This window comes from Carboxydocella sp. ULO1 (genome assembly GCF_002049255.1).
Lineage (GTDB): Bacteria > Bacillota.
Window position 1 is genome coordinate 71,411 of record NZ_BDLQ01000022.1, and the last position, 25,437, is coordinate 96,847.

General features: G+C 51.1%; 20 protein-coding genes and 1 other RNA gene. All 21 read right to left on the reverse strand.

The window, feature by feature from the left end:
- Positions 1–47 precede the first annotated feature (47 nt).
- The 21 genes from ldhH to ULO1_RS05215 all read right to left on the reverse strand — a co-directional run bounded on the left by ldhH (position 48) and on the right by ULO1_RS05215 (position 25,432).
- Positions 48–2,183 (reverse strand): L-lactate dehydrogenase (quinone) large subunit LdhH, encoded by a 2,136-nt coding sequence (gene ldhH / locus ULO1_RS05110; protein ID WP_079933101.1) that lies wholly within the window; start codon positions 2,181–2,183, stop codon positions 48–50.
- Positions 2,183–2,734, reverse strand: coding sequence for a lactate utilization protein (locus tag ULO1_RS05115; RefSeq protein ID WP_078665111.1), 552 nt, complete (start codon positions 2,732–2,734; stop codon positions 2,183–2,185). The genes ldhH and ULO1_RS05115 overlap by 1 nt, the downstream gene beginning before the upstream one ends.
- 2 nt (positions 2,735–2,736) lie before the next feature.
- Entirely contained in the window at positions 2,737–4,035 is a 1,299-nt protein-coding gene (locus tag ULO1_RS05120) for a (Fe-S)-binding protein (protein ID WP_079933102.1), read from the reverse strand.
- A gap of 5 nt (positions 4,036–4,040) precedes the next feature.
- A complete protein-coding gene (locus ULO1_RS05125; protein WP_079933103.1) occupies positions 4,041–5,435 on the reverse strand; it encodes an FAD-binding oxidoreductase in 1,395 nt (464 codons plus the stop codon).
- A gap of 90 nt (positions 5,436–5,525) precedes the next feature.
- Positions 5,526–7,280 (reverse strand): L-lactate permease, encoded by a 1,755-nt coding sequence (locus ULO1_RS05130; protein ID WP_078665114.1) that lies wholly within the window; start codon positions 7,278–7,280, stop codon positions 5,526–5,528.
- 273 nt (positions 7,281–7,553) lie between these two features.
- Positions 7,554–7,958 carry a hemerythrin domain-containing protein gene (locus ULO1_RS05135; RefSeq protein WP_078665115.1) on the reverse strand — a complete coding sequence of 135 codons (405 nt, stop codon included), beginning with the start codon at positions 7,956–7,958 and terminating at the stop codon, positions 7,554–7,556.
- 146 nt (positions 7,959–8,104) lie between these two features.
- Positions 8,105–9,829, reverse strand: a complete 1,725-nt coding sequence (acsA, locus tag ULO1_RS05140; protein ID WP_079933104.1) for an acetate--CoA ligase — start codon at positions 9,827–9,829, stop codon at positions 8,105–8,107.
- A 346-nt stretch (positions 9,830–10,175) separates the two neighbouring features.
- Positions 10,176–13,736: a chromosome segregation protein SMC gene (smc, locus tag ULO1_RS05150; RefSeq protein ID WP_159446830.1), complete on the reverse strand. Its 3,561-nt coding sequence runs from the start codon at positions 13,734–13,736 to the stop codon at positions 10,176–10,178.
- Positions 13,705–14,751, reverse strand: coding sequence for an elongator complex protein 3 (locus ULO1_RS05155; RefSeq protein ID WP_079933106.1), 1,047 nt, complete (start codon positions 14,749–14,751; stop codon positions 13,705–13,707). The genes smc and ULO1_RS05155 overlap by 32 nt, the downstream gene beginning before the upstream one ends.
- Positions 14,752–15,480: a ribonuclease III gene (gene rnc, locus ULO1_RS05160; protein ID WP_078665120.1), complete on the reverse strand. Its 729-nt coding sequence runs from the start codon at positions 15,478–15,480 to the stop codon at positions 14,752–14,754.
- A gap of 5 nt (positions 15,481–15,485) precedes the next feature.
- Positions 15,486–16,727 carry a beta-ketoacyl-ACP synthase II gene (fabF, locus tag ULO1_RS05165; RefSeq protein WP_078665121.1) on the reverse strand — a complete coding sequence of 414 codons (1,242 nt, stop codon included), beginning with the start codon at positions 16,725–16,727 and terminating at the stop codon, positions 15,486–15,488.
- Positions 16,724–17,689, reverse strand: coding sequence for a nitronate monooxygenase family protein (locus ULO1_RS05170; RefSeq protein ID WP_078665122.1), 966 nt, complete (start codon positions 17,687–17,689; stop codon positions 16,724–16,726). The genes fabF and ULO1_RS05170 overlap by 4 nt, the downstream gene beginning before the upstream one ends.
- Before the next feature lie 71 nt (positions 17,690–17,760).
- Positions 17,761–17,994, reverse strand: coding sequence for an acyl carrier protein (locus ULO1_RS05175; RefSeq protein ID WP_107754271.1), 234 nt, complete (start codon positions 17,992–17,994; stop codon positions 17,761–17,763).
- A gap of 25 nt (positions 17,995–18,019) precedes the next feature.
- Complete coding sequence (gene fabG, locus ULO1_RS05180) at positions 18,020–18,763, reverse strand: 3-oxoacyl-[acyl-carrier-protein] reductase (protein WP_079933107.1); 744 nt, start codon at positions 18,761–18,763, stop codon at positions 18,020–18,022.
- Position 18,764: 1 nt separating this feature from the next.
- Positions 18,765–19,703 carry an ACP S-malonyltransferase gene (gene fabD, locus ULO1_RS05185; RefSeq protein ID WP_079933108.1) on the reverse strand — a complete coding sequence of 313 codons (939 nt, stop codon included), beginning with the start codon at positions 19,701–19,703 and terminating at the stop codon, positions 18,765–18,767.
- Positions 19,700–20,647, reverse strand: a complete 948-nt coding sequence (gene fabK, locus ULO1_RS05190) for an enoyl-[acyl-carrier-protein] reductase FabK (RefSeq protein WP_078665126.1) — start codon at positions 20,645–20,647, stop codon at positions 19,700–19,702. The genes fabD and fabK overlap by 4 nt, the downstream gene beginning before the upstream one ends.
- Positions 20,648–20,668: 21 nt before the next feature.
- Complete coding sequence (locus ULO1_RS05195; protein ID WP_078665127.1) at positions 20,669–21,664, reverse strand: beta-ketoacyl-ACP synthase III; 996 nt, start codon at positions 21,662–21,664, stop codon at positions 20,669–20,671.
- A complete protein-coding gene (gene plsX, locus ULO1_RS05200; RefSeq protein ID WP_079906440.1) occupies positions 21,651–22,655 on the reverse strand; it encodes a phosphate acyltransferase PlsX in 1,005 nt (334 codons plus the stop codon). Before plsX ends, ULO1_RS05195 begins: the two co-directional genes overlap by 14 nt.
- On the reverse strand, positions 22,639–23,220 hold the full coding sequence (gene fapR / locus ULO1_RS05205) for a transcription factor FapR (protein WP_079906439.1): 582 nt from the start codon (positions 23,218–23,220) through the stop codon (positions 22,639–22,641). The genes plsX and fapR overlap by 17 nt, the downstream gene beginning before the upstream one ends.
- Before the next feature lie 126 nt (positions 23,221–23,346).
- Positions 23,347–23,733: RNase P RNA component class A (gene rnpB, locus ULO1_RS05210), an RNA gene on the reverse strand.
- A 52-nt stretch (positions 23,734–23,785) separates the two neighbouring features.
- Entirely contained in the window at positions 23,786–25,432 is a 1,647-nt protein-coding gene (locus ULO1_RS05215; protein WP_079933109.1) for a nucleoside kinase, read from the reverse strand.
- Between the last annotated feature and the right edge of the window lie 5 nt (positions 25,433–25,437).

Genomic DNA, 25,437 nt, shown 5'->3' on the forward strand with positions numbered 1-25,437 from the left:
TATTTTCTACACAAGCGGGGCAAGTTCCTTCAGACGCAGGGGATTTTTTATTTTAATTTTTCCGCAAGAAGTTCAGCTGTATGCTTGACCCGAATCCCTTCCCCTTGTTTATCGAAACCGCCGGCAATCTGCATCACACAGCCAGGACAATCCATGGCCACGGTGGTAGCGCCGGTGTTCTTGATATTCTGCAATTTCCTTTGCAGAATGGGGGCAGAGATTTCCGGGAATTTAAGGGAATAAGACCCCCCCATACCGCAGCACATATCGGCTTCGAACATTTCCGCCAGCTGGTATCCAGCTTTTTGCAACAGTTCCCGTGGTTGCTGCCATACCTTCAGGGTTCGTTTTAAATGGCAGGAGTCGTGGTATGTCACCTTTTCCAGTGTCTCGCCTTCCAGCAGAGTCAGCCGTCCTTCATCCACCAATTTTTTCACCAGACTTGAGAAATCCACCGTTTTAGCTGCCAGTTCTCTGGCCCGGGACAACCATTCCTGCCGCCCCTGGGTTTCCAGGGTGCTGATGAATTCATGTTTTAAGGCCGCGGTACAGGTAGGACAGGCGGAAACCACATAACTTGCCTCGGTTGACAGCAGGGCTTTCAGGTTATCCACTGCATTCTGGGCCGCTACTTCGAAAGCCCCGTTGTAGCGGGCCGGCGCTCCGCAGCAGGTCTGCCCTTCCGGAAAAACTACTTCTATTCCTGCTTTGTTCAATACCTTGATGACCGCTTCTCCCATCTGCGGATAGGCGAAATCAATCAGGCAGCCAGCATAAAAAACTGCTTTTTCCCTGGCAGGGGTTTGTTTAATCTGCTTCACCCGGTCTCGCAACGGCGTTTCAGCAATGGTGGGTAAACTGCGAAACTCAGCCAGCCCGGAGAAAAACAGAGGTAAATGCCGGATAAAACCTCCCCTGGCAAAGGGTTTTTGCGCCAGGGATGCTGCCCGCAACAGGGAATGAAAGAGGCGGCGATTGCTTAATACCCCGGAAAAGATGGCCTTCTGAGTCAGGGATTGCCCCTCTTCCTTGACCAGCCGCCGCCGGATTTCCACAATCAATTCCGGGATATCGATTTTGCCCGGACAGACTTCCCGGCAGCGTCCACACATGATACAAAGGCCCTGAATTTCTTCCGATTTCTTCAGCTCATCAAACCAGGCTGTCAAGATGGTGCCAATGCCACCAGCATAAACATGCCCGAAAACGTGGCCCCCTACCAGCCGGTAAACAGGACAAACATTGAGACAGGAAGCGCAGCGGATACACTGCAGAGCTTCCTTGAATTTGGGATCCCGGGCCATTTCCGAGCGGCGATTATCCATGAGGATGATGTGCAGTTCTTTTCCCGACCCGTCGGGATTGGGGGTGGACCCGGTGATCATGGAAACATAGCTGGTCAGCAATTGCCCGGTAGCACTGCGGGGCAGCGCCTGCAGAATCGGAGCTATATCGGTAAAAGAGGGAACCAGTTTTTCCAGCCCTACTATGGCCACATGGATGCGGGGCAAAGTAGTGACCAGCCGGGCATTCCCTTCATTGGTCACCAGCACCAGGGTGCCCGTTTCCGCTACTGCTATATTGGCCCCGGAAATGCCCATATCCGCTGCCAGAAAATACTGGCGCAGTTCCTGGCGGGCCACCTTGACCAGGCGCGGAATATCACTGGTAAGGCGTTCCTGAACTTCTTTGCTGAACAAATCCGCCACTTCTTCTTTGGTCATGTGAATTGCTGGCATCACCATATGAGAGGGCTTTTGGCCAGCTAGCTGGATGATCCATTCCCCCAGGTCAGTCTCCTTCACTGTCAGTCCGGCCTGTTCCAGATAGGGATTGAGGTGAATCTCCTCAGAGGCCATGGACTTGGATTTGACCACCAGTTTGACTCCCTTTTCCCGGGCCAGGTTTAATATATATTCCTTTACCGCCTGGGGACTGCTGGTCCGAAAGACTTTTGCTCCCCTGGCTTCCGCCTCTCGCTGAAACTGCTGGGCCAGCTCTTCCAGCCGTTCAGCCGCTCCTCCCTTGATTTCGGCTATACGACTGCGCAAAGCTTCAAAATCAATTCCTTCATAGGCTTTGGCCCGGCTGATGACATAGGCCTCGGAAAACCGACCCAGCGCTCCGGTCAGATTGGGATTGTGCAGGGCCTGTTCAATCGACTGTTTAAATTGCTCGGTCATTAGTTGCCACCTCCCAGATCGTCCACCAGCACAATCACCAGTCGTCCAGGTCCATGCACCCCGATGGTCAGTACCCGCTCGATATCAGCGGTACGACTGGGACCGGTAATAAACGCCAGGTAGCTGGCTTCAGTGGGCTTAACCCGGGGCAGGAGAGTGCCCATGTCCGGTAGAATCTGCCGGGTCCCCAGAATAGCCAGGTGAATTTCCGGCAGAGTGGAAACCAGTCTTTGCTCCACCTGAGTAGCAACCTGTACCAGAGTACCAGTGTCCGCCAGACCCCAGTCCATTTGACTGATACCAATCCGCGCCTGGGCGGCCAGTTCCTTAGTGCAGGCGAATTTCAGGCCAGGAATTTTTTCCTCAAGAGCACTTAAGTCCATTCCCTGAATCAGGGGCGAATCTGCCCAGAACGCATAAGCTCCAGGTCTGTTTGCCACCCCCTCCTGTACCAGGAAAGTTAAAATGAAATCCAGAGCTTCTGTCTGACTGGCAAAACGATAAACTTCTGCCCCCACAGCTTCAGCCCGGGTCTTAAAAGCTTCCCACACAGCTATTTTCCTCCTTTTTCCTTCCGGTAGGACTCAGCCAGGAGCGAAATATAGTGGACTACCTCCTGACCCTTGCCAAACTGATTGATACCATCGGCAAGATGCATCATACAGGCCGGGCAGCCGGTAATCACTTCTTCTGCCCCGGTCTGACTGGCATCCGCAATTTTGCGCTGGTTAATTTCCATAGAAGTTTCATAATGGGTTAAGCTAAAAGAACCGCCACTACCACAACAGGCATCGGGCTTGTTCATCTCCTTCAGTTCCACCCCAGGAATCGCCCGCAGGATTTCCCTCGGTTCCTGATAAACCTTCATGGTCTTTTTCAAATGACAGGGGTCGTGATAGGTTACTGTTACATTTATTTCTCCCTGAGGTTTGCGGTAGTTGATAACTCTGGTTAAAAAGGTAGAAATATCATAAGTGCGGCTGCTCCAGTATTCGGCTTTAGGTCCATATATGGGGTCATCCCCCAGCAATTCCTTGAATTCATGCTGCCAGGAACCCCCGCAGGAGCCACAGGCAGTAATAATATAATCAGCACCACAATCGGAAAAAGCTTCCAGATTCTTGCGGGCCAGTTCCCTGGCTGTTGCCACATCCCCGTGCACAAAGGTTGCAATGCCGCAACAGCACTGGTCCCTGGGAATTACTACTTCCACCCCGTTTTCTTTCAGTACTTCTATAACATCATGACCGATCTGGGGGTAAATATAATTTATCGAACACCCCGTAAAGAAAGCAACCCGTACTGGCCTTTCTCCTTTTGGTTCCCCGGTTATGCGAGAAGGAACCTGGCTGCGGAAAGGAACTGGAGCCAGGGCAGGCAAGATTCGCTTCATACTTAAACCCATGCGAAAACGGGGATAGTAGGCTTTCTTTTCCGGATGGCGGCGGAAAACCAGGCCCTGAAAACTGCCGCCCAGACGCATACCCAGATCAAATAAACCCTGTTTTTTCAAGGCTGCAAAAATGGCTTTTTTCAGCGGGTGTAACCCCTTCTGCCGGGCGATCTCTGCCCGCAAGGCCAGGATAATGCGGTCAAACTTTACACCACAGGGACAATTCTGCATACAGGATTTACAAACGAGACAGTTAAACAGTTTGTGGATTAAATCTTCATCCTGCAGGTCCAAATCTCCTGCCAGCAAAGCCTCCGCCAGGGTGATTTTCCCCCGGGCTACCCCGGCTTCCGTTTTCTCGGTGATATATATAGGACAGACTGCCATACAATTACCGCATTTCATGCATTTGGCCAGTTCCGGTTTAACCTGTTGCAAATCATCGTAAAGTGTAGCCATGGCAGTTACTCCCCTTTCAATGGGACCATTTTGCCGGGGTTGAGCAGATAATCAGGATCAAGGGCCTCTTTTACCCGACGCATTAAGGCCAACCCTGGCTGACCCAGTTCATCCTTCAGGTACTTCATTTTGGCTATACCGATCCCGTGCTCTCCCGATAAAGTTCCGCCCATGCTGAGGGCAGCAGCAAAAATCTCGTCCACCGCCTGATGGACTCTGATCATCTCCTCTTGATTGCTGGCATCCGCCAGAATGGTGGGATGCAAATTGCCATCACCGGCATGTCCAAAAGTACCGATATTCAGCCGGTACTTTTCGGCAATTTTTTGAATTGCCAGCAGCATGTCGGTAATTCGCGTCCGGGGAACAGTTGCATCTTCCAGCACTGTAGTCGGACTGAGCTGGGCTAGAGCTGGCAATGCTGCCCGCCGGGCTGCCCACAGTTGTTCCCGTTCCTGGTCAGTGGCAGCCATCCGCACATTACCATTATTCTCCTGGATTACCCGCAGAACCACCTGAGCTTCTGCTTCTACCAATTCCGGTACCATCCCATCTACTTCTATCAGTAATAACGCCTCTACATCGGTTGGCAAACCGACTTTAGCGTAATTTTCTACAGTTTCAATCGTCTTTTTATCCATAATTTCCAGGGTTGCCGGAATCACATGATTTCTAATAATCCCGGAAACGGTGTTACCGGCGTCCTCCAGACGATCAAAAAGGGCTAACAGGGAACGACGATATTTGGGCGCCGGAATCAATTTTACCGTAATTTCAGTTATAATGCCCAGAGTACCCTCTGAACCTACAAACAGAGAGGCAAAATCATAGGCAGTCACATTTTTCACTGTTTTCCCACCAAATCGTACCACTTCACCACTGGCCAGTACTACTTCCATACCCATGACATAGTGTTTGGTCACCCCGTACTTTAAGCCACGTAATCCGCCGGAACACTCGGAAACCGAGCCGCCCATGGTGGCAGTAGCCACTGTCCCGGGATCAGGGGGATAAATCAGACCAAATTTAGCCACCGCATTGTTCAGATCCTGGATAATGACCCCCGGCTGAACGGTGGCCGTTAAGTTATCGGCATCCACTTCCAGAATAGCATTCATCCGCTGGAAGGAAAGAACTATCCCCCTTTTCAAGGGAATGGTGCCACCACTCAGGTTTGTCCCGGCTCCCCGGGGATAGATAGCCAGCTGGTTCGACCGGGCCAGTTCTACTATCCGCTTTACTTCCTCCGTAGTTGCCGGCAAGACCACCACATCAGGTAACTGGCGGGGCATATCAGCAGTAGCATCATAACTGTAAGTGATCAGGTCAGTTTTTTTGGTCAGGACATTCTGGGTACCGACTATTTCCTGCAATTGCTCCAGTATCTTATGCTCCAGCATGTTTTCTCCTCCTTGTTATTAAGGTCTGATGGTCTGACCACACTAAAGGGAAGAGACAGGGAGCTTTTCCTCCCTGTCCGCCATCACAACTTACGCTGTCTTTTTCCGGTTCATGACCAGAACCAGGATAAAAACGAGAGCAACCAGTGCCACTGTATACCCCAGGTAAGTCGCACCCAGAGTCGGGAATACTTTTTGAGCAGCTGCAGCAGCCGCTGCTTCTACCATTTTATACTTGGGAATCATCCAGGTCAGTACATATGCCTGCAAGGTTACAAAAACACCGATAATGGTGGCAAAAATCAAGGAATGTTTAACCGTAAAGCGGAAGAGATCGGCTTCATGTCCAACCAGACCAACGGCAGCAGTAGCAACTGCGATGGACTGGGGAGAAATCATCTTACCGGTAACCCCACCCGAAGTATTGGCGGCCACTGTGACCACCGGGTCAACGCCGATTTTATCGGCCGTAACTGCTTGCAGTTTGCCAAACAGAGCATTGGCCGAGGTATCGGAACCGGTAATGAATACACCCAGCCAGCCCAGGAAAGGTGCAAAGAAGGGGAAGAATTTACCGGTTGCTGCTAAAGCTGTACCCATGGTAATGGACATACCAGAGAAGTTGGCAATATAGGCAAAGCCCAGAACGGAAGCTATGGTCAAAATAGGATAACGCAGAGTCTTCAGGGTTTCAAAGAAGGTTTTGATCCCTTCGGAAATAGGCATGCCCAGCATAATGATGGAAACAAAAGCCGAAATCAGGATAGCCGTACCTGCTGCACTCAGATAATTGAGCTTAAAGATCGCTTCCATAGGTTTTTCGCCTTTGATGATCATATTATGCAGGCCAGGAATTTCAAACTTGACCAGACCGAAATAATCCAGAGCATCTTTAACCGGCTTCAAGCCCCAGGCTGTGATGAAGATGGTCAGAATGATAAAGGGAGCCCAGGCTTTCAAAACCTGCCCGGCACTATACTGCAATTTTTCTTTCCCCAGGCTGGGGGCTTCATCAGCAAAGCGCCAGGTTGTGGGCGGCTTCCAGACTTTGAGAAAAGCAGCCAGAGCGACAATGGATACCAGAGATGCAATAATATCCGGCAACATCGGGCTCAGGTAGTTAGCAGAATACCACTGGGCTATGGCAAAGGAAGCTCCGCTGACCAGCACCGCCGGCCAGACTTCCACCATCTTCTTCCATCCAGCCATCAGTATAATCAGGTAAAAAGGTACCATCACAGACAGGAACGGCAAAGTCCTGCCTACCATCTGGCTAATCGCCATCGCATCAATCCCGGTTACCTGTCCAGCTACGATTATAGGAATACCCACACCGCCAAAGGCTACTGGTGCAGTATTGGCGATCAAACAAATCCCGGCAGCATAGAGGGGGTTAAAGCCCAGACCGACCAGCATCGCACCGGAGATAGCCACCGGTGTACCGAAACCAGCTGCCCCTTCCAGGAAGGCACCAAAGGAAAAAGCAATCAATAAGGCCTGTAAACGCCGGTCATCGGTAATGGAGGCGATGGAGTTTTTAATGATTTCAAATTGACCGGTTTTAACAGTAATGTTGTAGAGATAAACAGCAGTAACAACTATCCAGGCAATGGGGAACAGACCATAAAGCATACCATAGCCAGTTGAGAGAAGGGCCAGTTTAGCAGGCATGCCGTAACCGAAAATCGCTACCAGTACCGCCAGAATAACTGTTGTGACCCCGGCGATATGCCCCTTCATCCGCTTGACAGCCAGAGCCCAGAACATATAGAGAATGGGCACAGCTGCCATCAATGCAGAGAGGCCGATGTTGTTTAAAGGATCAATCACCATTTTCCAGGTCATAATTTTTTACCTCTCCTTTCCAATTTTGTGCCAGCGTTTTCATTATAACTAGTTTGTCTTTTTCCCCCTTCATTTCACCCCCGGCTTAAAAATCGCTTATTATCAGGCTTTCAGACCTGTCATCTTGTTTGATGGACTATTGGCCTGACCACTTTGCCATTAACATATTCGACAACTTTATCACAATTCCTGCTGAAAGAAGCAAATTTTTTGATAATTTCAAAAGTTATTTTTAGTACAAATTCAGTAAAAAATAAGAGGGCACTTGCCCCCTTATTTTTTCTCTAATTGCTGAAAGCGAACATAGATTATGTTTTCTTCCCGCCTGATTCTTTCTCCCAAAGTCGCATATAAACGGCCAAAATCCCGCGCAAATTCGATCCCGGCCCCACCCTGGGCGTATTTCTGAAAAAACTCCATAGCCAGCCGCGAAATCTCATCCATGTCTTTGGCGAATAACTCCAGAGTCTGGCGCAAAGAGATATCAACCTCTGCTGCTCGCCGTAGATGGGGATAAAGTTCCCTGTCTTCTCTCTGTAGATGGTGCAGTAGCAGGTTTTTGACTTCCAGAAGCTTATCCCGTCCTTCTTTACTGGATATGCCCACTTCCTTAATTTTGTTCAGGGTCGCCAGAATCACAGCATGATCACTTTTCAAAGCATCTACCAACCCGGCCATTTCAACCACCTCACAGCACTTTTTTATATTTTAACTAAAACTTCCCATCTTTTCTGTGAACCCGGTCACACCAGAAAAATAACCCCCTTGCCCCAAGATAGTCTCCGGGGAGGGAGACAAAAAGGGGCAAGAGGGTTATCAGCCTTTTAATCCTCCATTGTAGAAAGGTCACCGGTGGGCAGGCCCAGTTCCCAGGCTTTCAGTACCCGCCGCATGATTTTACCGGAACGGGTCTTGGGCAGTTTATCCCGCACTTCGATTTCTCTGGGCGCAGCATGAGCTGCCAGACCTTTTTTAACAAATTGCTTAATATCTTCTTCCAATTCCGGTGTCCAGGTATAGCCTTCCCGTAAGGAGATGAAGGCCTTGATGATTTCACCCCGCAGCGGATCGGGTTTACCGATAACCCCTGCTTCTGCCACAGCCGGATGTTCTACCAGTTTGCTCTCAACCTCAAAGGGACCAACCCGTTCACCGGAGGTGTTGATGACATCATCAACCCGGCCCTGGAACCAGAAATAGCCATCTTCATCTTTGTAGGCGGAGTCGCCGGAAATATACCAGGGCTCCAGGCGGAAATACTCCTTGTATTTCTCTTCATTCTTCCAGATGGCCCGCATCATGGAAGGCCAGCCTTTACGAATGGCCAGGTTACCCATTCGATAGGGAGGCAATTCATTCCCCTGATCATCTACAATTGCCGCATAGACTCCCGGGAAAGGTCTGCCCATAGAACCGGGCTTGATGGGCATGCAAGGATAGTTACAGATCAATTGACCGCCAGTTTCAGTCATCCACCAGGTATCATGGATGCGGATACCGAAGACCTTCATCCCCCAGCGAACTACTTCGGGGTTAAGAGGTTCTCCGACGGAAAGAATGTGACGCAGACTGGACAGGTCATATTTCTTGACCAGTTCATCACCCGCTGCCATCAACATCCGGAAAGCAGTAGGAGCACTGTACCAGACAGTTACCCCATATTTTTCGATAGTCGCATACCAGTCATCGGGACTGAACCGGCCACCCCGAATCACACTGGAAGCGCCATTGAGCCAGGGACCAAAAATCCCGTAGGAAGTACCGGTTACCCAGCCAGGGTCAGCGGTACACCAGTAGATATCCTCTTCCTGCAGGTCCAGTACCCACTTGGCTGTTTGATAATGCTGAATCATGGCATTATGGACATGCAATACCCCTTTGGGCTTGCCGGTAGAACCTGAGGTATAGTGGATCATCATCGGGTCTTCCCGGTCTACCCAGACAATATCGAATTCCCGGGAAGCCTCTTCCATCAGCTTTTCGAAACTATGGAAACGGGGATCGGTTAAGTCCTCATCTTTGGCACCAACCAGGATTACATGCTTTAATGCTGGCAAATTGGGCAAGTCCACCCGTTCCAGCAGTTTAGGAGTAGTGAAGAGGGCAACCGCATCGCAATCCTGCATCCGGTCCCGTACTGCATCCATCATAAAGGCTTCAAACAGCGGACCGCAAATGGCGCCGATCTTAAGAATGCCCAGTACAGCAAAATATAGTTCCGGACTGCGCGGCATAAAGATAAAGACCCGATCTCCTTTTTCAATGCCCAGCTTCTTCAGAACATTGGCAACCTTATTGGACATGAATTTCATGTCCTGGAAGGTGTATTTTTCATCCCGTACCCCATCACTGTAATAAAGAGCCACTTTATTTTTGCGCCAGGTCTCGCAGTGGCGGTCAACACACTCATAGGCCATGTTTACTTTGCCGGTAGTATACCAGGAAAATTCCTTTTCAACATCTTCCCAGCGAAAATTTTTATAGGCTTCTTCATAATTTTCCAGGTTGTGCTTCCCCGGACTGGGAGCCAGAATTTCATGTTTCTCCATCGATCCATCCCCCTGTTCTTTTTTATTTTGGTCCCTGCTTACCTCTCATCACTCACCGGAAAAGTTTGTACAACCCTCCTTCCCCTTCTCCCCTGCTGGTTCGATATTTCTTATAGGTATTGTAGCATCAATTTTAGAAAATCGAATGGGTTTGGCGGTGAATAACCAAAAATTGGCCTTTGCCCGCCAATTGTTCTTCTGACCGTTCAACTTCGCTTTTTGTCCCCACTGAGAAACCATTCAAACCAAAAAAGCAGCCATTCACCTGTGGAAATGACTGCTTTTTAAAAATCTTTGATTTTTCTTATTCATTGCAGTTCAACCATTCAGCTTAATGAATGGTTGCTCAACGGGTCATTTCCAGGGCCAGAACTTTACTGCTGCCGGAATCATCCATAGTGACCCCATACAGAATGTCTGCCGCTTCCATTGTCCCTTTGCGGTGGCTAACCGCCAGAAACTGTACCCGGTCACTAAAGTTTTTGACATATTCAGCAAAACGGGCAACATTGGCCTCATCCAGGGCTGCCTCGATTTCATCCAGGACCACAAAGGGACTAGGCCGTACTTCCAGGATAGCAAAGAGCAAGCTGATGGCAGTCAGAGCCTTCTCTCCCCCGGAAAGCAGAGAAAGCTGCTGGGTTTTTTTGCCCGGTGGTTGAGCGATTATATCCACCCCGGTAGTCAGTAAATTCTCAGGATCAGTCAACTGCAAACGGGCTTGACCTCCCCCGAATAATTCCGTAAATACCCGGCTAAAATGTTCAGCTACCTGAGCAAACGTTTCGGCAAAACGCTGAGCCATTATAGCTTCCATTTCGGCAATCACATCATACAGGGCAGCCTTGGCTTCTTTCAAGTCCTGGGCCTGGTTTTGCAGGAAAGTATAACGTTCTTGAATGCGCTGGTATTCCTCGATCGCACCGATATTGACTTGTCCCAGTTCTGCCATCAGGGCCTTCAATTCTTTGATTCGGCGCATTGCTTGCTTCAAATCAAGACCTTGATAGGCGATAACCTGTTCCTGGTTAAACACCATGCCAAAGTCATCCCAGAGGCGCTGGGTAATATTTTCCCATTCGGCCTCCTGGCGGGTACGTTTCAGTTCCAGCTGGTGGGCAGTCCGTTCCAGTTCTTGCAACCGCTCCTGGCTGGACTGCCACAGTCCCAGCAATTTTCTTTCCTCTATTTGCAGGGTTTGCCGCTTTTGACGCAGTTCCTGCAGTTTTTCTCTTACCCTTTCCGTCTCCTGCTGCAGTTTTGCCCATCGTTCCGCCAGCTCGTTCTTTCTTTGTTCTAATGCTTCGCCTTCCTGTTCCAGTACGGCTAGATCCCGCTGGATTTGCTCCAGCTGCTGAAGGCGCCGTCTCCGTTCCAGACGCTGACGTACATCTATAGTTTTAAGACCGGTTAATTGTTGCTCTACCTGGGCCAGTTCCACCTTCAGCTCAGTCTGATGCGCTATCAGATTCTGCAATGCTTTTTCCTGCTCTGCCAGCCGGTTGTTTTCGGCTTGGATAGCATTACCCGTCTCCTGTCGGACTGTTTCCAGTTCGGCTGCCTTTCTGGCTAGAGACTCCAGTTCACGCTCGACCTGAGTATATTCCCGCTGACAGCTCTCCAGATTCTGAAGCAGCTGCTCTCGCTGTTCTTCCAGCTCCTGGCATCTACTTCTCGCCTCCTGCCAGTCACGCTGGGCTTCAACCAGTTTGAGCCTTAGCTCTGCCGTCCTGGTTTCCAGTTCCTCCTTTTGCTTCTGATTTTCCCTGAGGCTGGAGCGGATTTTCTCAATCTGTTTTCTCAGTTCTTCCCGCTCTCCGTTGACCTGTTTAGCTGCCTGGTTTATTTCCTCCAGTTCCCGGGCCCGCCCCAGCAAATTGGCATTGCGACGCTGATAGGAACCACCAGTCAAAGAACCCCCGGGGTTTAACATATCCCCGGCTAGTGTCACAATCCGATAGCGAAAACCGGTGGCCCGGGCCAGCCCCAGAGCAGCATCCAGGTCCTGGCAGACAATAATACGGCCCAATAAATTATTGATCACCGGCCGGTATTTTTCCGCATAACTCACCAGGTCAGCCGCAACCCCAATTACCCCTGGCCGTTTGAGCAGGGTTGCCTTTTCCTCCTCTCGTAAAGGGGAAGCGGTAACAGTGTTTAAGGGCAGGAAAGTGGCTCTACCCAGGTTATGGCCCTTCAGATATTCAATGGCTTGCTTGGCTCCCTGATCCGTTTCTGTTACCAGATACTGCAAAGCACCGCCCAGTGCCACTTCAACAGCAATTTCGTATTCCTGGGGCACCTGTAACAGCTCAGCCACTACTCCGCAGATTTCCTGGCAGGCGGGTTCGCCTCTCTGGCGACGCAATAACAATTCTCTTACTGCCCGCTGGTAGCCTTCATAATCCTGTTGCATATCAGCTAAGACCCTAGCTTTAGAGGCGAGGAGTTGCCATTGTTGCTGTTTCTGGTTAAAAATCTCTTCCAGCTGGGCCAATTCTGCCTCCATCTCTTTCCTGCTCTGCGCAAGGCCAACCTGTCGACTTTCATGTTCTTGCCTTCCTTGTTCTAACTCTTGCTGCCATTTTTGACTCTGTTTTTCCCGGGCCTGCCAGGTCGTTATAGCTCTATCAATTTCCTGTATCTGATTCCGCAAGTGCTCAATCTTCTCTCTGAGACCAGCCAGGCGAATTGCCCCGGCAGTTTGCTGTTGCTCCAGTCTGGTCAGCTCATTTAAAGCTTGAGCCGAGCTGTCCTTCTGGCTAACCAGGGCTTGCCTGATGGTATCCAATTCTTTTTGCAAACTCTCTGCCCGCTCATTTACGGCGGCCAGCTCAGATTGCAATTGCTGACGTTTTCCTTCCAGCTGCTGCACCAGCAGGGCATCAGCCGCTGCCGTTTCACCACTGTCTGCCAGCTCTGTCTCGATTTCTTCCAGCTGACGTCGTAACAGGGTAGCTTGTTCCTGCCGTCCCTGCTTCTGAGTAGAAAGGACCTGGAGCTGCCCCTGGGTGTGTTCTCCTTCCGAAAGCAAGTTGGTATATTTATCCTGAATAGCCTGTAATTCCGCCTCCAGGGGTTCTAATTCCCGCTGAAACTTTTGCCGGGACGCTTCCACCCGGGCCAGGGCAGCAGCGGCTTCCTCCCGGGCTGTTTCCAATTCCTGAACCTGGCATTGCAACTCAGCCAGTTTCTCTCTCACCTGCTGGCCCTGCCTTACCAGACAACCGATTTCCAGCTCCTGTTCTTCCCGCTGGTAGGCCAGATATTTTTCCGCCACTTCAGCCTGTCGGGCCAGCGGTTCCAGCTGTCCTTCCAGTTCGCTGATAATATCTTCCACCCTGACCAGGTCAGCCTCAGTTTCCTGCAGCTTTTTTTCCGCTTCCAGTTTGCGCATGCGATAACGTACAATCCCGGCAGCTTCCTCGATGATTGACCTCCGGTCTTCCGGCCGGGCATTCAGTATTTCTTCCACCCGGCCTTGACCGATGATGGAATAGGCATCCCGTCCCAGCCCGGTATCCAGAAACAGCTCATGGATGTCTTTCAGGCGGCAGGGAGTCTTATTGATCAAAAACTCCGACTCGCCATTGCGATAGACCCGCCGGGTTACTGTAATTTCATTAAACTCCAGGGGAAAGCGGCCATTGCTGTTATCCAGAGTGAGGGAAACTTCCGCCATACCCACCGGTTTGCGCTTCACGGAACCGGAAAAAATCACATCTTCCAGGCGAGAGCCGCGCAGGTTTTTTACGCTTTGCTCTCCCAGCACCCAGCGGATGGCATCAGCTATATTGCTCTTACCACTGCCATTGGGACCAACAATCACTGTTAAACCACTGTTAAAAGCTAGTTCCACTCGATCAGCAAAGGACTTAAACCCCTGAATCTCCAAGCGCTTTAGCAACAAGGGCTTCATCACTCCAGTCTATCAACTTATCTCCCCACCGAATTGTTCCCCGCGGCAAAGAGCCATCTCCTAAAATTCGTGGTTTTATGTTAAATTTCCTGCTTAAGTAACAAAGATTAACACCATGCTGACCCCGCAGGTTAGAAAAATCACGAGGATTGACAAATAGGGGCTGGTTAGGATCTACTCCCTGCTGAAGCAAGCTTTCCAGCAACCAGAGGAAAATCCGGCTATCGACAATTTGTCCTAATGCCGGATGATAACAGCCAGCCAGCACGCTACTACCAGGCACCAAATCCTGACCAGGCTGTAACCCTATCCGGATCACCGGAATGCCCCGGGATTGAAAAATAATTTTCAACCTGGCCGCTGTATCCATCGCCAGGGCAAAATCCCAGGGCTGAAAGGTGCCGGCCTCCAGCTCCCGGGCCAGCGGCGTCCCGGCCAGCACTACCAGAGGATAAATTCTGACCAGGTCAGGAGCTACCGCTGCCAGTCGTCTGGCTCCTGCCACTGCAGTTTGGGGTGTCTCTCCCGGCAGCCCCGGCAAAAGCTGGATACCGATTTTTAAACCAGCAACATGCCCGGCGAGAATAGCTGTAATAACATCGGCTGCCCTGTAACTCCTGCCTGCCCGGGCCAGCACCTGGTCATCCAGAGACTGCACTCCCAGCTCCACCGTGGTGACCCCGTAGCTCTTCAGCCATAGCATTTGCTCAAGGTTAATGGCATCCGGCCGGGTGGAGAGGCGGATAGTGCTGATTTTGCCCCGCTGCCGCCAGGGCTGAAGGCTCTCCAACCAGGCCACCTGCACTTTTAAAGGCAGGGCAGTGAAACTGCCACCATATAGAGCCAGTTCCACCGGTTCCGGTCCAGCGGGTAAAAGGCCGGGCAAATCCTCTGGTAAAAGAGGTTTGACCCGGCCAGTTATAGTGTGCTGGTTACAAAAACTGCAAGCCTGTCCACAGCCCAGCTGCGGAATAAAAAGGGGCAAAATATGTTGTTTCGCCATTTATTTCTTCAATCCTTTCCAGGCACCCTGATCCCGCAGCTTAATCAGGGCTTCATGGGCTGCTTCCTGCTCTGCTTCCTTCTTGGTCTTACCCTGGCCCACGCCCCAAACTTGCCCGCCGATACTCACACCTGCGGTAAAAACTTTATTATGGTCCGGTCCTTCTTCCTTTAGCAGAGTATAATGCAGTTCCTGCTGGGTGTATTGCTGAATCCATTCCTGCAACTCGGACTTAAAGTCCCCGTGCTGTCCACCCTGGGCTGCATAATGATCTATTGTATCCTTCAGCTGCTGCAATACGAAGGCCCGGGCCCGTGTAAAGCCTTGATCAAGATAGATCGCACCGGTCAAAGCTTCAAAGGCGTCGGCCAGAGCGGCAGGCCTTTCCCTGCCTCCACTCTTTTCTTCTCCCTTACCCATTGCCAGGCACTGTCCCAGATTCAAGCGCCGGGCCACAGCGGCCAGAGAAGGCTCACAGACCGAAGCAGCCCGGATTTTGGTCAGTACCCCTTCCGGGTAATCAGGATAGGTATTATACAGGTAATCACTGACCACCAGTTCCAGCACCGCATCTCCCAGAAACTCCAGCCGCTGGTTGTGTTCCTGTCTCTGCTTGCGTTCATTGGCATAGGAAGTATGGGTTAAGGCAATGGTCAGCAATTCAGGTTTATTCCAGGTAAAGCCCAGTTGTTCTACCAGAGCCGCAAGAGCGCGTGGATCTCCCTGCATTGTTTCTACCCCCGGAACTTCTTTAGAATAATAGTCGCATTGTGCCCACCAAACCCGAGGGAATTGGAGAGAGCCGCTTCCACCGGCATTTGCCGTCCCTGATTGGGTACATAGTCCAGGTCACATTCCGGATCAGGCTTTTCCAGATTAATGGTGGGTGGTACAAAATCTTCGGCAATAGCCAGAGCGCAGATAGCTGCCTCGATTCCCCCGGCTGCACCCAGCAAATGGCCAGTCATGGATTTAGTGGAACTGACCGCCAACCGATAGGCATGTTCGGCAAAAACTTGCTTAATCGCTATGGTCTCGCATTTATCATTTAGAGGCGTGGAAGTGCCATGGGCATTGATATAATTGATCTCCTCCGGTCGTAAGCCCGCATCCTGCAGCGCCTGGGCCATAGCCGCTGCTGCTCCAGCCCCTTCCGGGTCTGGAGCGGTAATATGACTGGCATCACAGGTACAACCATACCCGACCACTTCAGCATAAATCCGGGCTCCACGGGCCAGAGCATGTTCTAGAGTCTCCAGTACCAGAATCCCAGCTCCTTCGCCCATGACAAAGCCATCGCGCTCTATATCAAAGGGACGACTGGCTTTGCTCGGCTCTTCATTGCGGGTGGACATGGCCTTCATAGCACAAAAACCGGCAAAAGCCAGCGGAGTAATGGGAGCTTCTGTACCCCCGGTAATCACCACATCAGCATCGCCCCGTTGCACAAGCTTGAAAGCATCGCCAACGGAGTTGGTAGAAGAGGCACAGGCAGTCACAGTAGTGATATTGGGCCCCTGAAAACCAAACTGGATAGCAATTTGACCGGCTGCCATATTGGCAATCATCATCGGCACGAAGAAAGGACTAACCCGATTGGGTCCCTTTTCCAGCAAGACCCGGGTCTGTTCTTCAAATGTTTCCATGCCGCCAATCCCGGAGCCCAGAATTACACCTACCCTTTTTTTATCCACCTGTTCTAAGTCCAGACCAGCATCCTGTATAGCCATAGCTGTGGCTGCAACAGCAAACTGGCTGAAGCGATCCATGCGCCGTGCCTCTTTTTTATCAATCCACTGCTGGGGATCAAAATTATCTACCTGTCCAGCAATGCGGGTAGGCAAAGCGGATGCGTCAAAACGGGTAACCGCCTTGATGCCGGAGACGCCATTTTTGATATTGGTCCAGAATTCTTCCTTACCGAGGCCATTGGGGGCAATTATCCCCAGTCCTGTTATAACTACCCTTTTTTTCATGTCTTCACCTCTTCCTTTATTTCCGCCACTTCAGCCAGCAGCCGGCGGAAAATCTCCTTTACCGGCAAAATTTCTTTGATTTTTTCCACCATTTCTCCGGAGAAAACCAGGGCTTTACTAAAATCTCCACCTCTGGTAGCCTCGGTCAGAGCCGCCATAATGCAAAAACGGCGAGAACATTTTTTCAAGCAATTAACGCATTTTTCGATGGGAGCTCCGCCTTCGGCAGCCAGTTTCTGCGTAAAAGTGCTTTTCAGACCACGTCCCGGCAGGCCCACAGGGCTGTCGACCAGAATAACATCCTCATGCTGGGATTTTAAATATAATTGCTTGAACTCATCGGAAGCATTGGATTCCACACTGGCCGCAAACCTGGTTCCCATTTGCACCCCATCTGCGCCCAGGCGGAAAGCCTCCACTATATCTTTTCCATCCACAATCCCCCCAGCGGCAATCACCGGAATGTGGACGGCTTTTTTCACCTCCGGTAAGATTTCCCGAATGGAACGCTCGGTTCCCAGATGTCCCCCTGCTTCTTTTCCTTCGACAATCACAGCAGCGGCACCCATTTTTTCTGCCATCACAGCCAGCCGAGCAGAGGAGACAATGGGTACAATCGGTATTCCACTGCTTTTACCCCAGGCAAACATATCCCGGGAAAAGCCTGCACCAGAAACTATCAGGTCAATTCCTTCCTCTATGGCTGCCTTGACCAGACTGGCAAATTCTCTGGCTGCAAATAACACATTAACACCGATAATGCCCCGGGTCAAGTCCCGGGCCTTACGTATTTCAGCTTTCAGCTCTTCTATGCTCATACCTGTCCCGGCTATCAGGCCAATTCCGCCTTCATTAGCTACTGCAGCAGCTAAAGGAGCGGTGGATATGCGCACCGCCATGCCGCCCTGGACAATGGGCACAGGGGCGATTAGATGTCCAATTTTCAGCTCCGGCAGTTTCACGGTTGTCTGCGCCTCCAATCTTTTTTAAAAAAGTCCCGCAGCAGGCTACGGGACTTTTCCGCCTTGCACCACTACTGGCGCTCATTGATGTAGTTTACAGCATCACCAACAGTGCGGATTTTTTCCGCATCTTCATCAGGAATTTCCAGTCCGAATTCCTCTTCAAAGGCCATGACCAGCTCTACGATGTCCAGAGAGTCAGCTCCCAGGTCATCGATAAAAGCTGCTTCCATGGTTACTTCCTCTTCTTCGACACCCAGCTGTTCCACGATAATTTTCTTTACTCTGTCAAATACGCTTGCCATCGCTTCCATTCACCTCCTTCCCCAACTACATGACCATGCCGCCATCTACATTTATAACCTGACCGGTGATGTAACTGGCCGCCGGTCCAGCCAGGAATAAGGCTACAGCGGCTACATCTTCCGGTTGACCCAGCCGTTCCAGGGGTATCTGAGCCAGCAGCTCTTCCCTGACCTTTTCCCCCAGCACCCCGGTCATATCCGTCTGGATAAACCCAGGAGCAATAGCATTACAGGTAATTCCCCTGCTGCCCACTTCCTTGGCCACCGATTTGGTAAAGCCGATAATCCCTGCCTTGGCAGCTGCGTAATTGGCCTGGCCTGCATTACCTGTCAGGCCGATCACTGAAGTAATATTGATGATACGGCCAGAACGCTGTTTCATCATCGGCTTTAGAACCGCCTTGGTGCAGAGGAAGACCCCGGTCAGGTTGATATCAATTACCCGCTGCCAGTCTTCTCGTTTCATCCGCAAAAGCAGACCATCTCTGGTTATCCCGGCATTATTGACCAGGATATCGATGCGTCCAAAATCTGAAAGCACCTGGTTCACCATGTTTTCTACCTGTTCAGGCTGGGAGACATCGGCCTGTACCGCCCGGGCCCGACGGCCCATGGCCTTGATTTCATCCACTACTGCTTGCGCAGCATCTGCACTGCCGGAATAATTCACCACCACATCAGCTCCGGCCTGGGCAAAAGCCAGAGCGATGGCGCGCCCAATGCCCCGGGAGGCACCGGTTACCAGGGCAACTTTGTTTTCCAGCACCATTTTATCCAACCTCCCGCAACTCTGCAAGGGTGCGCTGGAAAGATTCTGCATCTTCCACGGCGAACACCCTGACCCCTTTATTTATTTGCTTAATCAACCCGCTTAAAACTTTTCCAGCTCCTACCTCAATGAATGTATCCACTCCAGCTGCCACCATGGTCTGGATGCAATCTTCCCAGAGTACGGATTTTTGCACCTGTAACAAGAGGGATTGTTTCAGCATTTTGGGATCTGTCAAAATCCTCCCGGAAACGTTGACCACTACCGGCACCTGCGGTGGATAAAACTCCACCTCATCCAGAGCAGGAGCCAGGCCCCTGGCAGCCGGTAACATCAGGCTGGAGTGAAAAGGTCCGCTGACATTTAAAGTCACCACCCGTTTGGCTCCTCTGGCTTTGGCCAGCTCCATAGCCTTTTCTAGAGCCGCCTTTTCCCCGGCAATGACAATCTGCCCGGGGCAATTGAAGTTAGCAGGTTCAACTACTCCCAGGGTTTCAGCTTCCCGGCAGACAGCAACTACCTGTTCCCTCTCCAGGCCCAGGATCGCTGCCATTCCGGCGGTTCCCGGAGGTGCTGCTTCCTGCATCAGTTCCCCGCGCCGCCGCACCAGCCGTAGAGCATCAGCAAAGGACAGTACTTCTGCTGCTACTAGAGCTGAATATTCTCCCAGACTGTGTCCAGCTACCATTGCTGGTTGAATCCCTGCCTTGGCCAGTACCCTTAATGCTGCGACACTGACTGTGAGCAAAGCCGGCTGGGTGTTGGCTGTTCTTACCAGTTCCGTTTCCGGACCGTTAAAGCAGAGTTCGGAAAGCTTAAAGCCCAGGACTGCATCAGCTTCCTGAAAGACAGCTGCTGCTTCCGGATAAGTCTCAGCCAGGTTTTTGCCCATTCCTACATACTGGGAACCCTGGCCCGGGAAGACAAAAGCTAGTTTCATCCTCCCAACCCCCTCAGCCGGCTGTGGACAGCTTCAGCTTCCTGCACAATCTCCCGGATGATTTCAGCAGCAGGTTGAATTTTCTTGACCATCGCTGCTACTTGCCCGGCCATCAGGGAGCCATATTCCACATCTCCGTCAATCATGGCCGCCCGCATTTTGCCTACTCCCAGTTTTTCAATCTCTTCCGGCGGGGCGCAGCGCTTTTCCATTTCCTCAAACTGACGAGCCAGCTTATTCTTGATTACCCGGACCGGATGCCCGGTGCTACGCCCGGTAACTACTGTATCCCGGTCTTTAGCCTTAAGGATTTGTTCTTTAACTGCGGGATGGATGGTACATTCACTGGCACACATAAATCTGGTTCCCATTTGTACCCCGACAGCTCCTAAGGCCAGAGCCGCCAGAAATTGCCGTCCATCAGCAATACCGCCAGCAGCTATTACCGGTACCCTGACTGCATCTACCACCTGGGGTACCAGAGCCATGGTCGTCAATTCTCCCACATGTCCGCCGGACTCCGTACCTTCGGCGATGATGGCATCCACCCCCTGGCGTTCCAGGCGCTGGGCCAGGGCCACTGAGGCCACCACCGGAATTACTCTGATCCCGGCTTCTCTCAGAGCTGGCATGTAAACCCCGGGATTTCCCGCTCCGGTAGTCACCACTGCCACTTTTTCCCGGACAATAACCTCCATCACCTCTTTGACATGAGGGGACATGAGCATCACATTGACACCAAAAGGTTTACTGGTTCTTTCTTTAACCTGGCGAATCTGGTCCTGAACCCACTCCGCCGGAGCATGGCCGGAGCCGATAATTCCCAGTCCACCGGCTTCGGAAACAGCGGCTGCCAGTTCGGCAGTAGCCACCCAGGCCATACCTCCCTGGAAAATGGGATATTCAATTCCCAGTAAATCACATAAGGGAGTTTTGAACAACATTCTTTTCCCTCCTCTCCCGTTTTAACCCCAGCGCAGGGTGATCGCTCCCCAGGTCAGTCCAGCGCCAAAACCGACCAGAACCACATAGTCGCCTGAAGAAATTTTCCCTGCTGCTACCGCCTCTTGCAGTGCCAGGCCAATGGAAGCTGCTGATGTGTTACCATAACGATCAACATTAACATGAACTTTTTCCATAGGTAATTCCAGGCGTTTAGCAGCAGCTTCAATAATGCGGATATTGGCCTGATGGGGTATAAAATAATCTATATCGGCATAAGTTAGGCCTGCTTTGCGAATAGCCGCATCTGCTGCATCTCCCATAATGCGCACTGCAAATTTAAAAACTTCCCGGCCATTCATATAAATCTTGTTGAGTCGCTGAGCCAGTACCTCCGGAGTAATGGGCTGGCGGCTTCCGCCTGCCGGCATATACAGCAATTCAGCCCCGCCGCCATCAGCCCCCAGTTCGAAGGATAAGAACCCATAACCGGGCTGTGCAGGGGTCAGCACTGCCGCTCCGGCCCCATCACCAAACAACACACAGGTATTGCGGTCAGTCCAGTCTATGATCCGGGACAGTACTTCTGCACCAATCACCAGCACATTCCGGTAAAGACCGGTCTCAATAAACTGGGCTCCTACCGTTAAAGCGTAGATAAAGCCGGTACATCCCGCCGATAAGTCCATGGCTGCTGCACGGCTGGCCCCCAGGGCAGCTTGCACCAAACAAGCTGTAGCTGGAAAGGGATAGTCAGGGGTCACAGTGGCCACCAGAATAAGGTCCAGTTCATCCGGGGAAAGCCGGGCCTGGGCCAGGGCCTCCCGGGCTGCCTCGATGGCCAGATGGGAAGTGGCCATCTGCTCAGGGGCAATCCGCCGTTCCTTTATCCCGGTTCGGGTCTGAATCCATTCATCATTAGTATCCACCATTTTCTCCAGATCGAAATTGGTCAAGATCTGTTCCGGCACAGCAGCACCGATGCCGGCAATGGTAGCTCTCAGTTTATTTTCCCTCATCGTACTCATCTCCTAAACGGCTAATAATTTCTGTTACTTGTTGCTCAACACAACGCGCTGCTACTTTGATAGCATTTTTAATCGCCCGGGCATCAGAACTGCCGTGACTGATGATAGTTATTCCCTGTAATCCCAGTAATGGGGCACCACCATATTCCCGGTAATCCATTTTTTCCTTCAGGGCAGTAAAAGCTGGCTTCATCAGTAATCCACCCACCTGGGCCAGGATGGACTGCGCAGCTGCTTCTTTAATCATACCCAGCAAAGCTCTGGCTAATCCCTCTGCTAGTTTCAATACTACGTTACCGGTAAAACCATCACAGACAACGACATCAGCCACTCCCATGGGCAGGTCGCGCCCTTCCACATTGCCTATAAAATTTAGTCCTGACTGCTGTTTCAGTAACTGGTAGGCTTCCTGCACTACCGGAGTCCCTTTGCTCTCTTCCTCCCCGATATTCAACAAACCCACTCTAGGATTTGGGATAGCCAGGATTTTTTCTGCATATATACTGCCCATCCAGGCAAACTGCAACAGATTACTGGCATCTACTTCGGCATTAGCCCCTACATCCAGCACCAGACAGCGGCCCGTCAGGGTCGGCATGACTGTGGCAATAGCCGGCCGGTTAATCCCCTTAATACGACCATAGCCCAGCAAACTAGCAGCCATGGCGGCACCGGTATTACCGGCAGATACAAAGGCTGCCCCCTTTCCTTCTTTCACCAGTTTGACGCCAACAACCAGTGAGGAATTGCGTTTTTTCCGGACTGCCTGGCCGGGATGTTCATCCATCCCGATTACCTCCGGTGCATCCACAATTTCAATCATCAGTCCATCCCCACCGGCAGCCGTTACTTCCTCCCGCAGCTGTTCAGCCGGACCTACCAGAATTATACCCAGATTGAGCTCCCGGCACGCAGCCACTGCCCCTTTTACTATTTCCCGGGGAGCATGATCCCCGCCCATTGCATCAACTACGATTTTCATTGGCATCCTCCTCCAGGGCAAATACCACAAACAGGCCTTTTAAAACATCCTGGCCTTTAACCGAAGATGTTACCTGAATATAATAGCGGTTTTGCTTGATTTTTACTACTTCGGCCCGGGCGATAACCCGCTCGCCCAGCCGGACAGGGCGCAGGAAAGAAACCCGGACAGTCCCGGTTAGAGCCAGCGGCGCATCCACCAGCGCTACGGCCAGGGAGTTAGCCTGGGCGAAGAGCAGATGGCCCCGGGCAATCCCGGTACGGCTGAAAACCATGTTGCTCTCAATAGTCAGGAGGGATAGTCCCTTTTTACCCAGTTCCAGCTCGATTAGCTCCCCGACTAGATCCGTGTCTGCCAGCGCCTTGAGTTTGCTCCATTGTCCTTCTGCCAGTTGTTTCATGCGTTCCCTTACTTCCGGGATACCCAGTTCCAGCCGATCCAGGCGGATGGTCTGAACCGACACCCCAAAGAGCTGGGCCAGTTCCTCATCAGTGCTGAAGGGTGAATGCCGAATATGTTCTGCCAGTAACTGCTGACGTTCATCTTTTTTCAAAGGTCTTTCCATCAATAAGCACCTTCTCTTATTACCTGGTACTAATAGTAGTATATATAATCTTCTCAAAATATGCAAGTCATTATAAAAAACAAGAGACCGATCCACTCCGGATTGGTCTCTAAGTTTCATTTATAGATTGCGAGTAAACCTGTAAGCCGAGTTCTGTCGAGGATGGTCATCTATCTGGGACGACTGTTGCCAGCCGCCTCTAGCAACCTACCCGGGAGCAGGCCGGGCCAGCCTTCACGCTCCCCTATTCGGTCTTGCTCCGAGTGGGGTTTACCGAGCCGGTTAGTCACCTAACCGCTGGTGAGCTCTTACCTCACCTTTCCACCCTTACCTGGCTCATGGGCTCCGGCCTCGAGGACTCCGGCCTCTCGTAAGCCAGGCGGTTTGTTTCTGTGGCACTATCCTTGGAGTCGCCTCCACCGGACGTTATCCGGCACTCTGCCCTATGGAGCTCGGACTTTCCTCAGGAATCCGCCTTTCGGCCTTGATTCCCGCGACCATCCGGTTTACTCGCATAAGAATAATACCATGAACGATGTTCTTTAACAAGAAAAACTTTTAACCATTAATGGTAAAAACAGCATCCACCGATAAATTCCCGCAAAACACTATTGTTTGGGACCACATCTGTCGGTGCTGCCAGGAAATAACGTAACAGTTCCAGCAAACGTACTGCCTCACTGTATTCAGCCTGATCAGGAGTGATTTGCTGCAAAAGAGGTTCAGCCAGATTTTTCAGCACTGCCAGCTCATACACCAGACCGGAATTGAAAACGAAATCTGCTTCTTCCTGAAAAGGGAAAATATTGCGCTCTTCCCCCCGCCGTACCGCTGGCCACATGGCAATGGTGCTGGCAGCCGAATTACCCCGGAACTGGGCATCGCGGCAAATGCGGCGCAGCAAGCGGATATCCGAGGAATGGATTTGATTGGTTTTGTCAATATTGACATGGGTTAAAGCACTCACATAGATCTTAATTTTCTGAGAGAATGGCACCTGAGCCGTCAGCCGCTCATTCAAACCATGAATACCTTCGATGATTAGAACCTGACGGGGTTTTAGCTGCAGTTTGTTCCCGGTCCACTCTCTGCGGCCTGTAACAAAATTGAATCTGGGAATTTCCACTTCCTCACCAGCCAGCAGCTGGACCAGATGCTGATTAAAGAGGGGCAAATCCAGGGCATCTATGCTCTCGAAATCATAATTTCCATTTTCGTCCTTCGGTGTATCTTCTCTATTGACAAAATAATCATCCAGGGAGATGGCCAGGGGTTTGATGCCACTGGCCAGCAACTGAATACGCAGGCGCTGGGTAAAGGTGGTCTTGCCTGAAGAAGAGGGCCCGGCCACCAGTACCAGCTGGGCCTGTTCACAGCAGGCACTAATAGCCTCCGCAATTTCGCTGATTTTCTTTTCATGTCTGGCTTCTGCCACCAGAACGAGGTCGGCAAACTGCCCGGAACCAATGATTTTATTGATATCTTCCACATTATGTAAGTCCAGGTTGCGAATCCAGTCTTTGCTTTCATCATAAACCAGAGCCAGTTTTTTCTGTTCGTAAAAGGGCACCACCTGGAAGGGGTTTTGTTTATCAGGTAACTGTAAGACAAACCCCTCCAGATAGGGTCTGAGGCCAAAAACGGTTAAATAGCCGGTGCTGGGCACCAGAAAACCGGTAAAATAATCATAGATCTCTCCAAACCTGGCTAATTCCACCTCACCTCTAACACGATTCCGTAAAATCCGGGCTTTATCAGTGTGCCCCTGCTGTAATAAAATCTGATAAGCGTCTTTTTTACTGCCTTTCCAGGTGGTAAAAGGCAAGTCGGCAGCGACCAGTTCCCGCATTCTTTTTTCCAGAGCCAGCGCTGCATCTTCGAGGTCAAGGGGGCAGGCGGGCCGGAATTCACAATAGACCCCGGCACCCAGGGAATGTTCGATGCTGATCTGGCACTCGGGAAATAACTGTTTGGCAGCAATGGTTAACAAAAAATAAAGACTGCGGCGGTAAATGCGCAAACCTTCATCAGAAGTTAAATCTACGAATTCGATTTTATCCTGCTCCGGGTCAATTTCCGCTGTCAGGGGTTTTAGTAAATTATTGACTTTGGCTGCTACAATAGGGGAACGAGGGATAATATGCTGTTGTTTTAGATAATCAGCAACTGTGATAGTTGTTGCCAGCCCCTGTTTTAATTCCGCTTGTGCCATTGGTT

Bases quoted from the DNA above. Each gene is read 5' to 3' on its own strand.
- ldhH (WP_079933101.1), bottom strand. From the start codon at position 2,183: ATGACCGAGCAATTTAAACAGTCGATTGAACAGGCCCTGCACAATCCC.
- ULO1_RS05120 (WP_079933102.1), bottom strand. From the start codon at position 4,035: ATGGCTACACTTTACGATGATTTGCAACAGGTTAAACCGGAACTGGCC.
- ULO1_RS05125 (WP_079933103.1), bottom strand. From the start codon at position 5,435: ATGCTGGAGCATAAGATACTGGAGCAATTGCAGGAAATAGTCGGTACC.
- ULO1_RS05130 (WP_078665114.1), bottom strand. From the start codon at position 7,280: ATGACCTGGAAAATGGTGATTGATCCTTTAAACAACATCGGCCTCTCT.
- ULO1_RS05135 (WP_078665115.1), bottom strand. From the start codon at position 7,958: ATGGCCGGGTTGGTAGATGCTTTGAAAAGTGATCATGCTGTGATTCTG.
- acsA (WP_079933104.1), bottom strand. From the start codon at position 9,829: ATGGAGAAACATGAAATTCTGGCTCCCAGTCCGGGGAAGCACAACCTG.
- ULO1_RS05155 (WP_079933106.1), bottom strand. From the start codon at position 14,751: ATGGCGAAACAACATATTTTGCCCCTTTTTATTCCGCAGCTGGGCTGT.
- rnc (WP_078665120.1), bottom strand. From the start codon at position 15,480: ATGCAGGGAGATCCACGCGCTCTTGCGGCTCTGGTAGAACAACTGGGC.
- fabF (WP_078665121.1), bottom strand. From the start codon at position 16,727: ATGAAAAAAAGGGTAGTTATAACAGGACTGGGGATAATTGCCCCCAAT.
- ULO1_RS05175 (WP_107754271.1), bottom strand. From the start codon at position 17,994: ATGGCAAGCGTATTTGACAGAGTAAAGAAAATTATCGTGGAACAGCTG.
- fabG (WP_079933107.1), bottom strand. From the start codon at position 18,763: ATGGTGCTGGAAAACAAAGTTGCCCTGGTAACCGGTGCCTCCCGGGGC.
- fabD (WP_079933108.1), bottom strand. From the start codon at position 19,703: ATGAAACTAGCTTTTGTCTTCCCGGGCCAGGGTTCCCAGTATGTAGGA.
- fabK (WP_078665126.1), bottom strand. From the start codon at position 20,647: ATGTTGTTCAAAACTCCCTTATGTGATTTACTGGGAATTGAATATCCC.
- ULO1_RS05195 (WP_078665127.1), bottom strand. From the start codon at position 21,664: ATGAGGGAAAATAAACTGAGAGCTACCATTGCCGGCATCGGTGCTGCT.
- plsX (WP_079906440.1), bottom strand. From the start codon at position 22,655: ATGAAAATCGTAGTTGATGCAATGGGCGGGGATCATGCTCCCCGGGAA.
- fapR (WP_079906439.1), bottom strand. From the start codon at position 23,220: ATGGAAAGACCTTTGAAAAAAGATGAACGTCAGCAGTTACTGGCAGAA.
- ULO1_RS05215 (WP_079933109.1), bottom strand. From the start codon at position 25,432: ATGGCACAAGCGGAATTAAAACAGGGGCTGGCAACAACTATCACAGTT.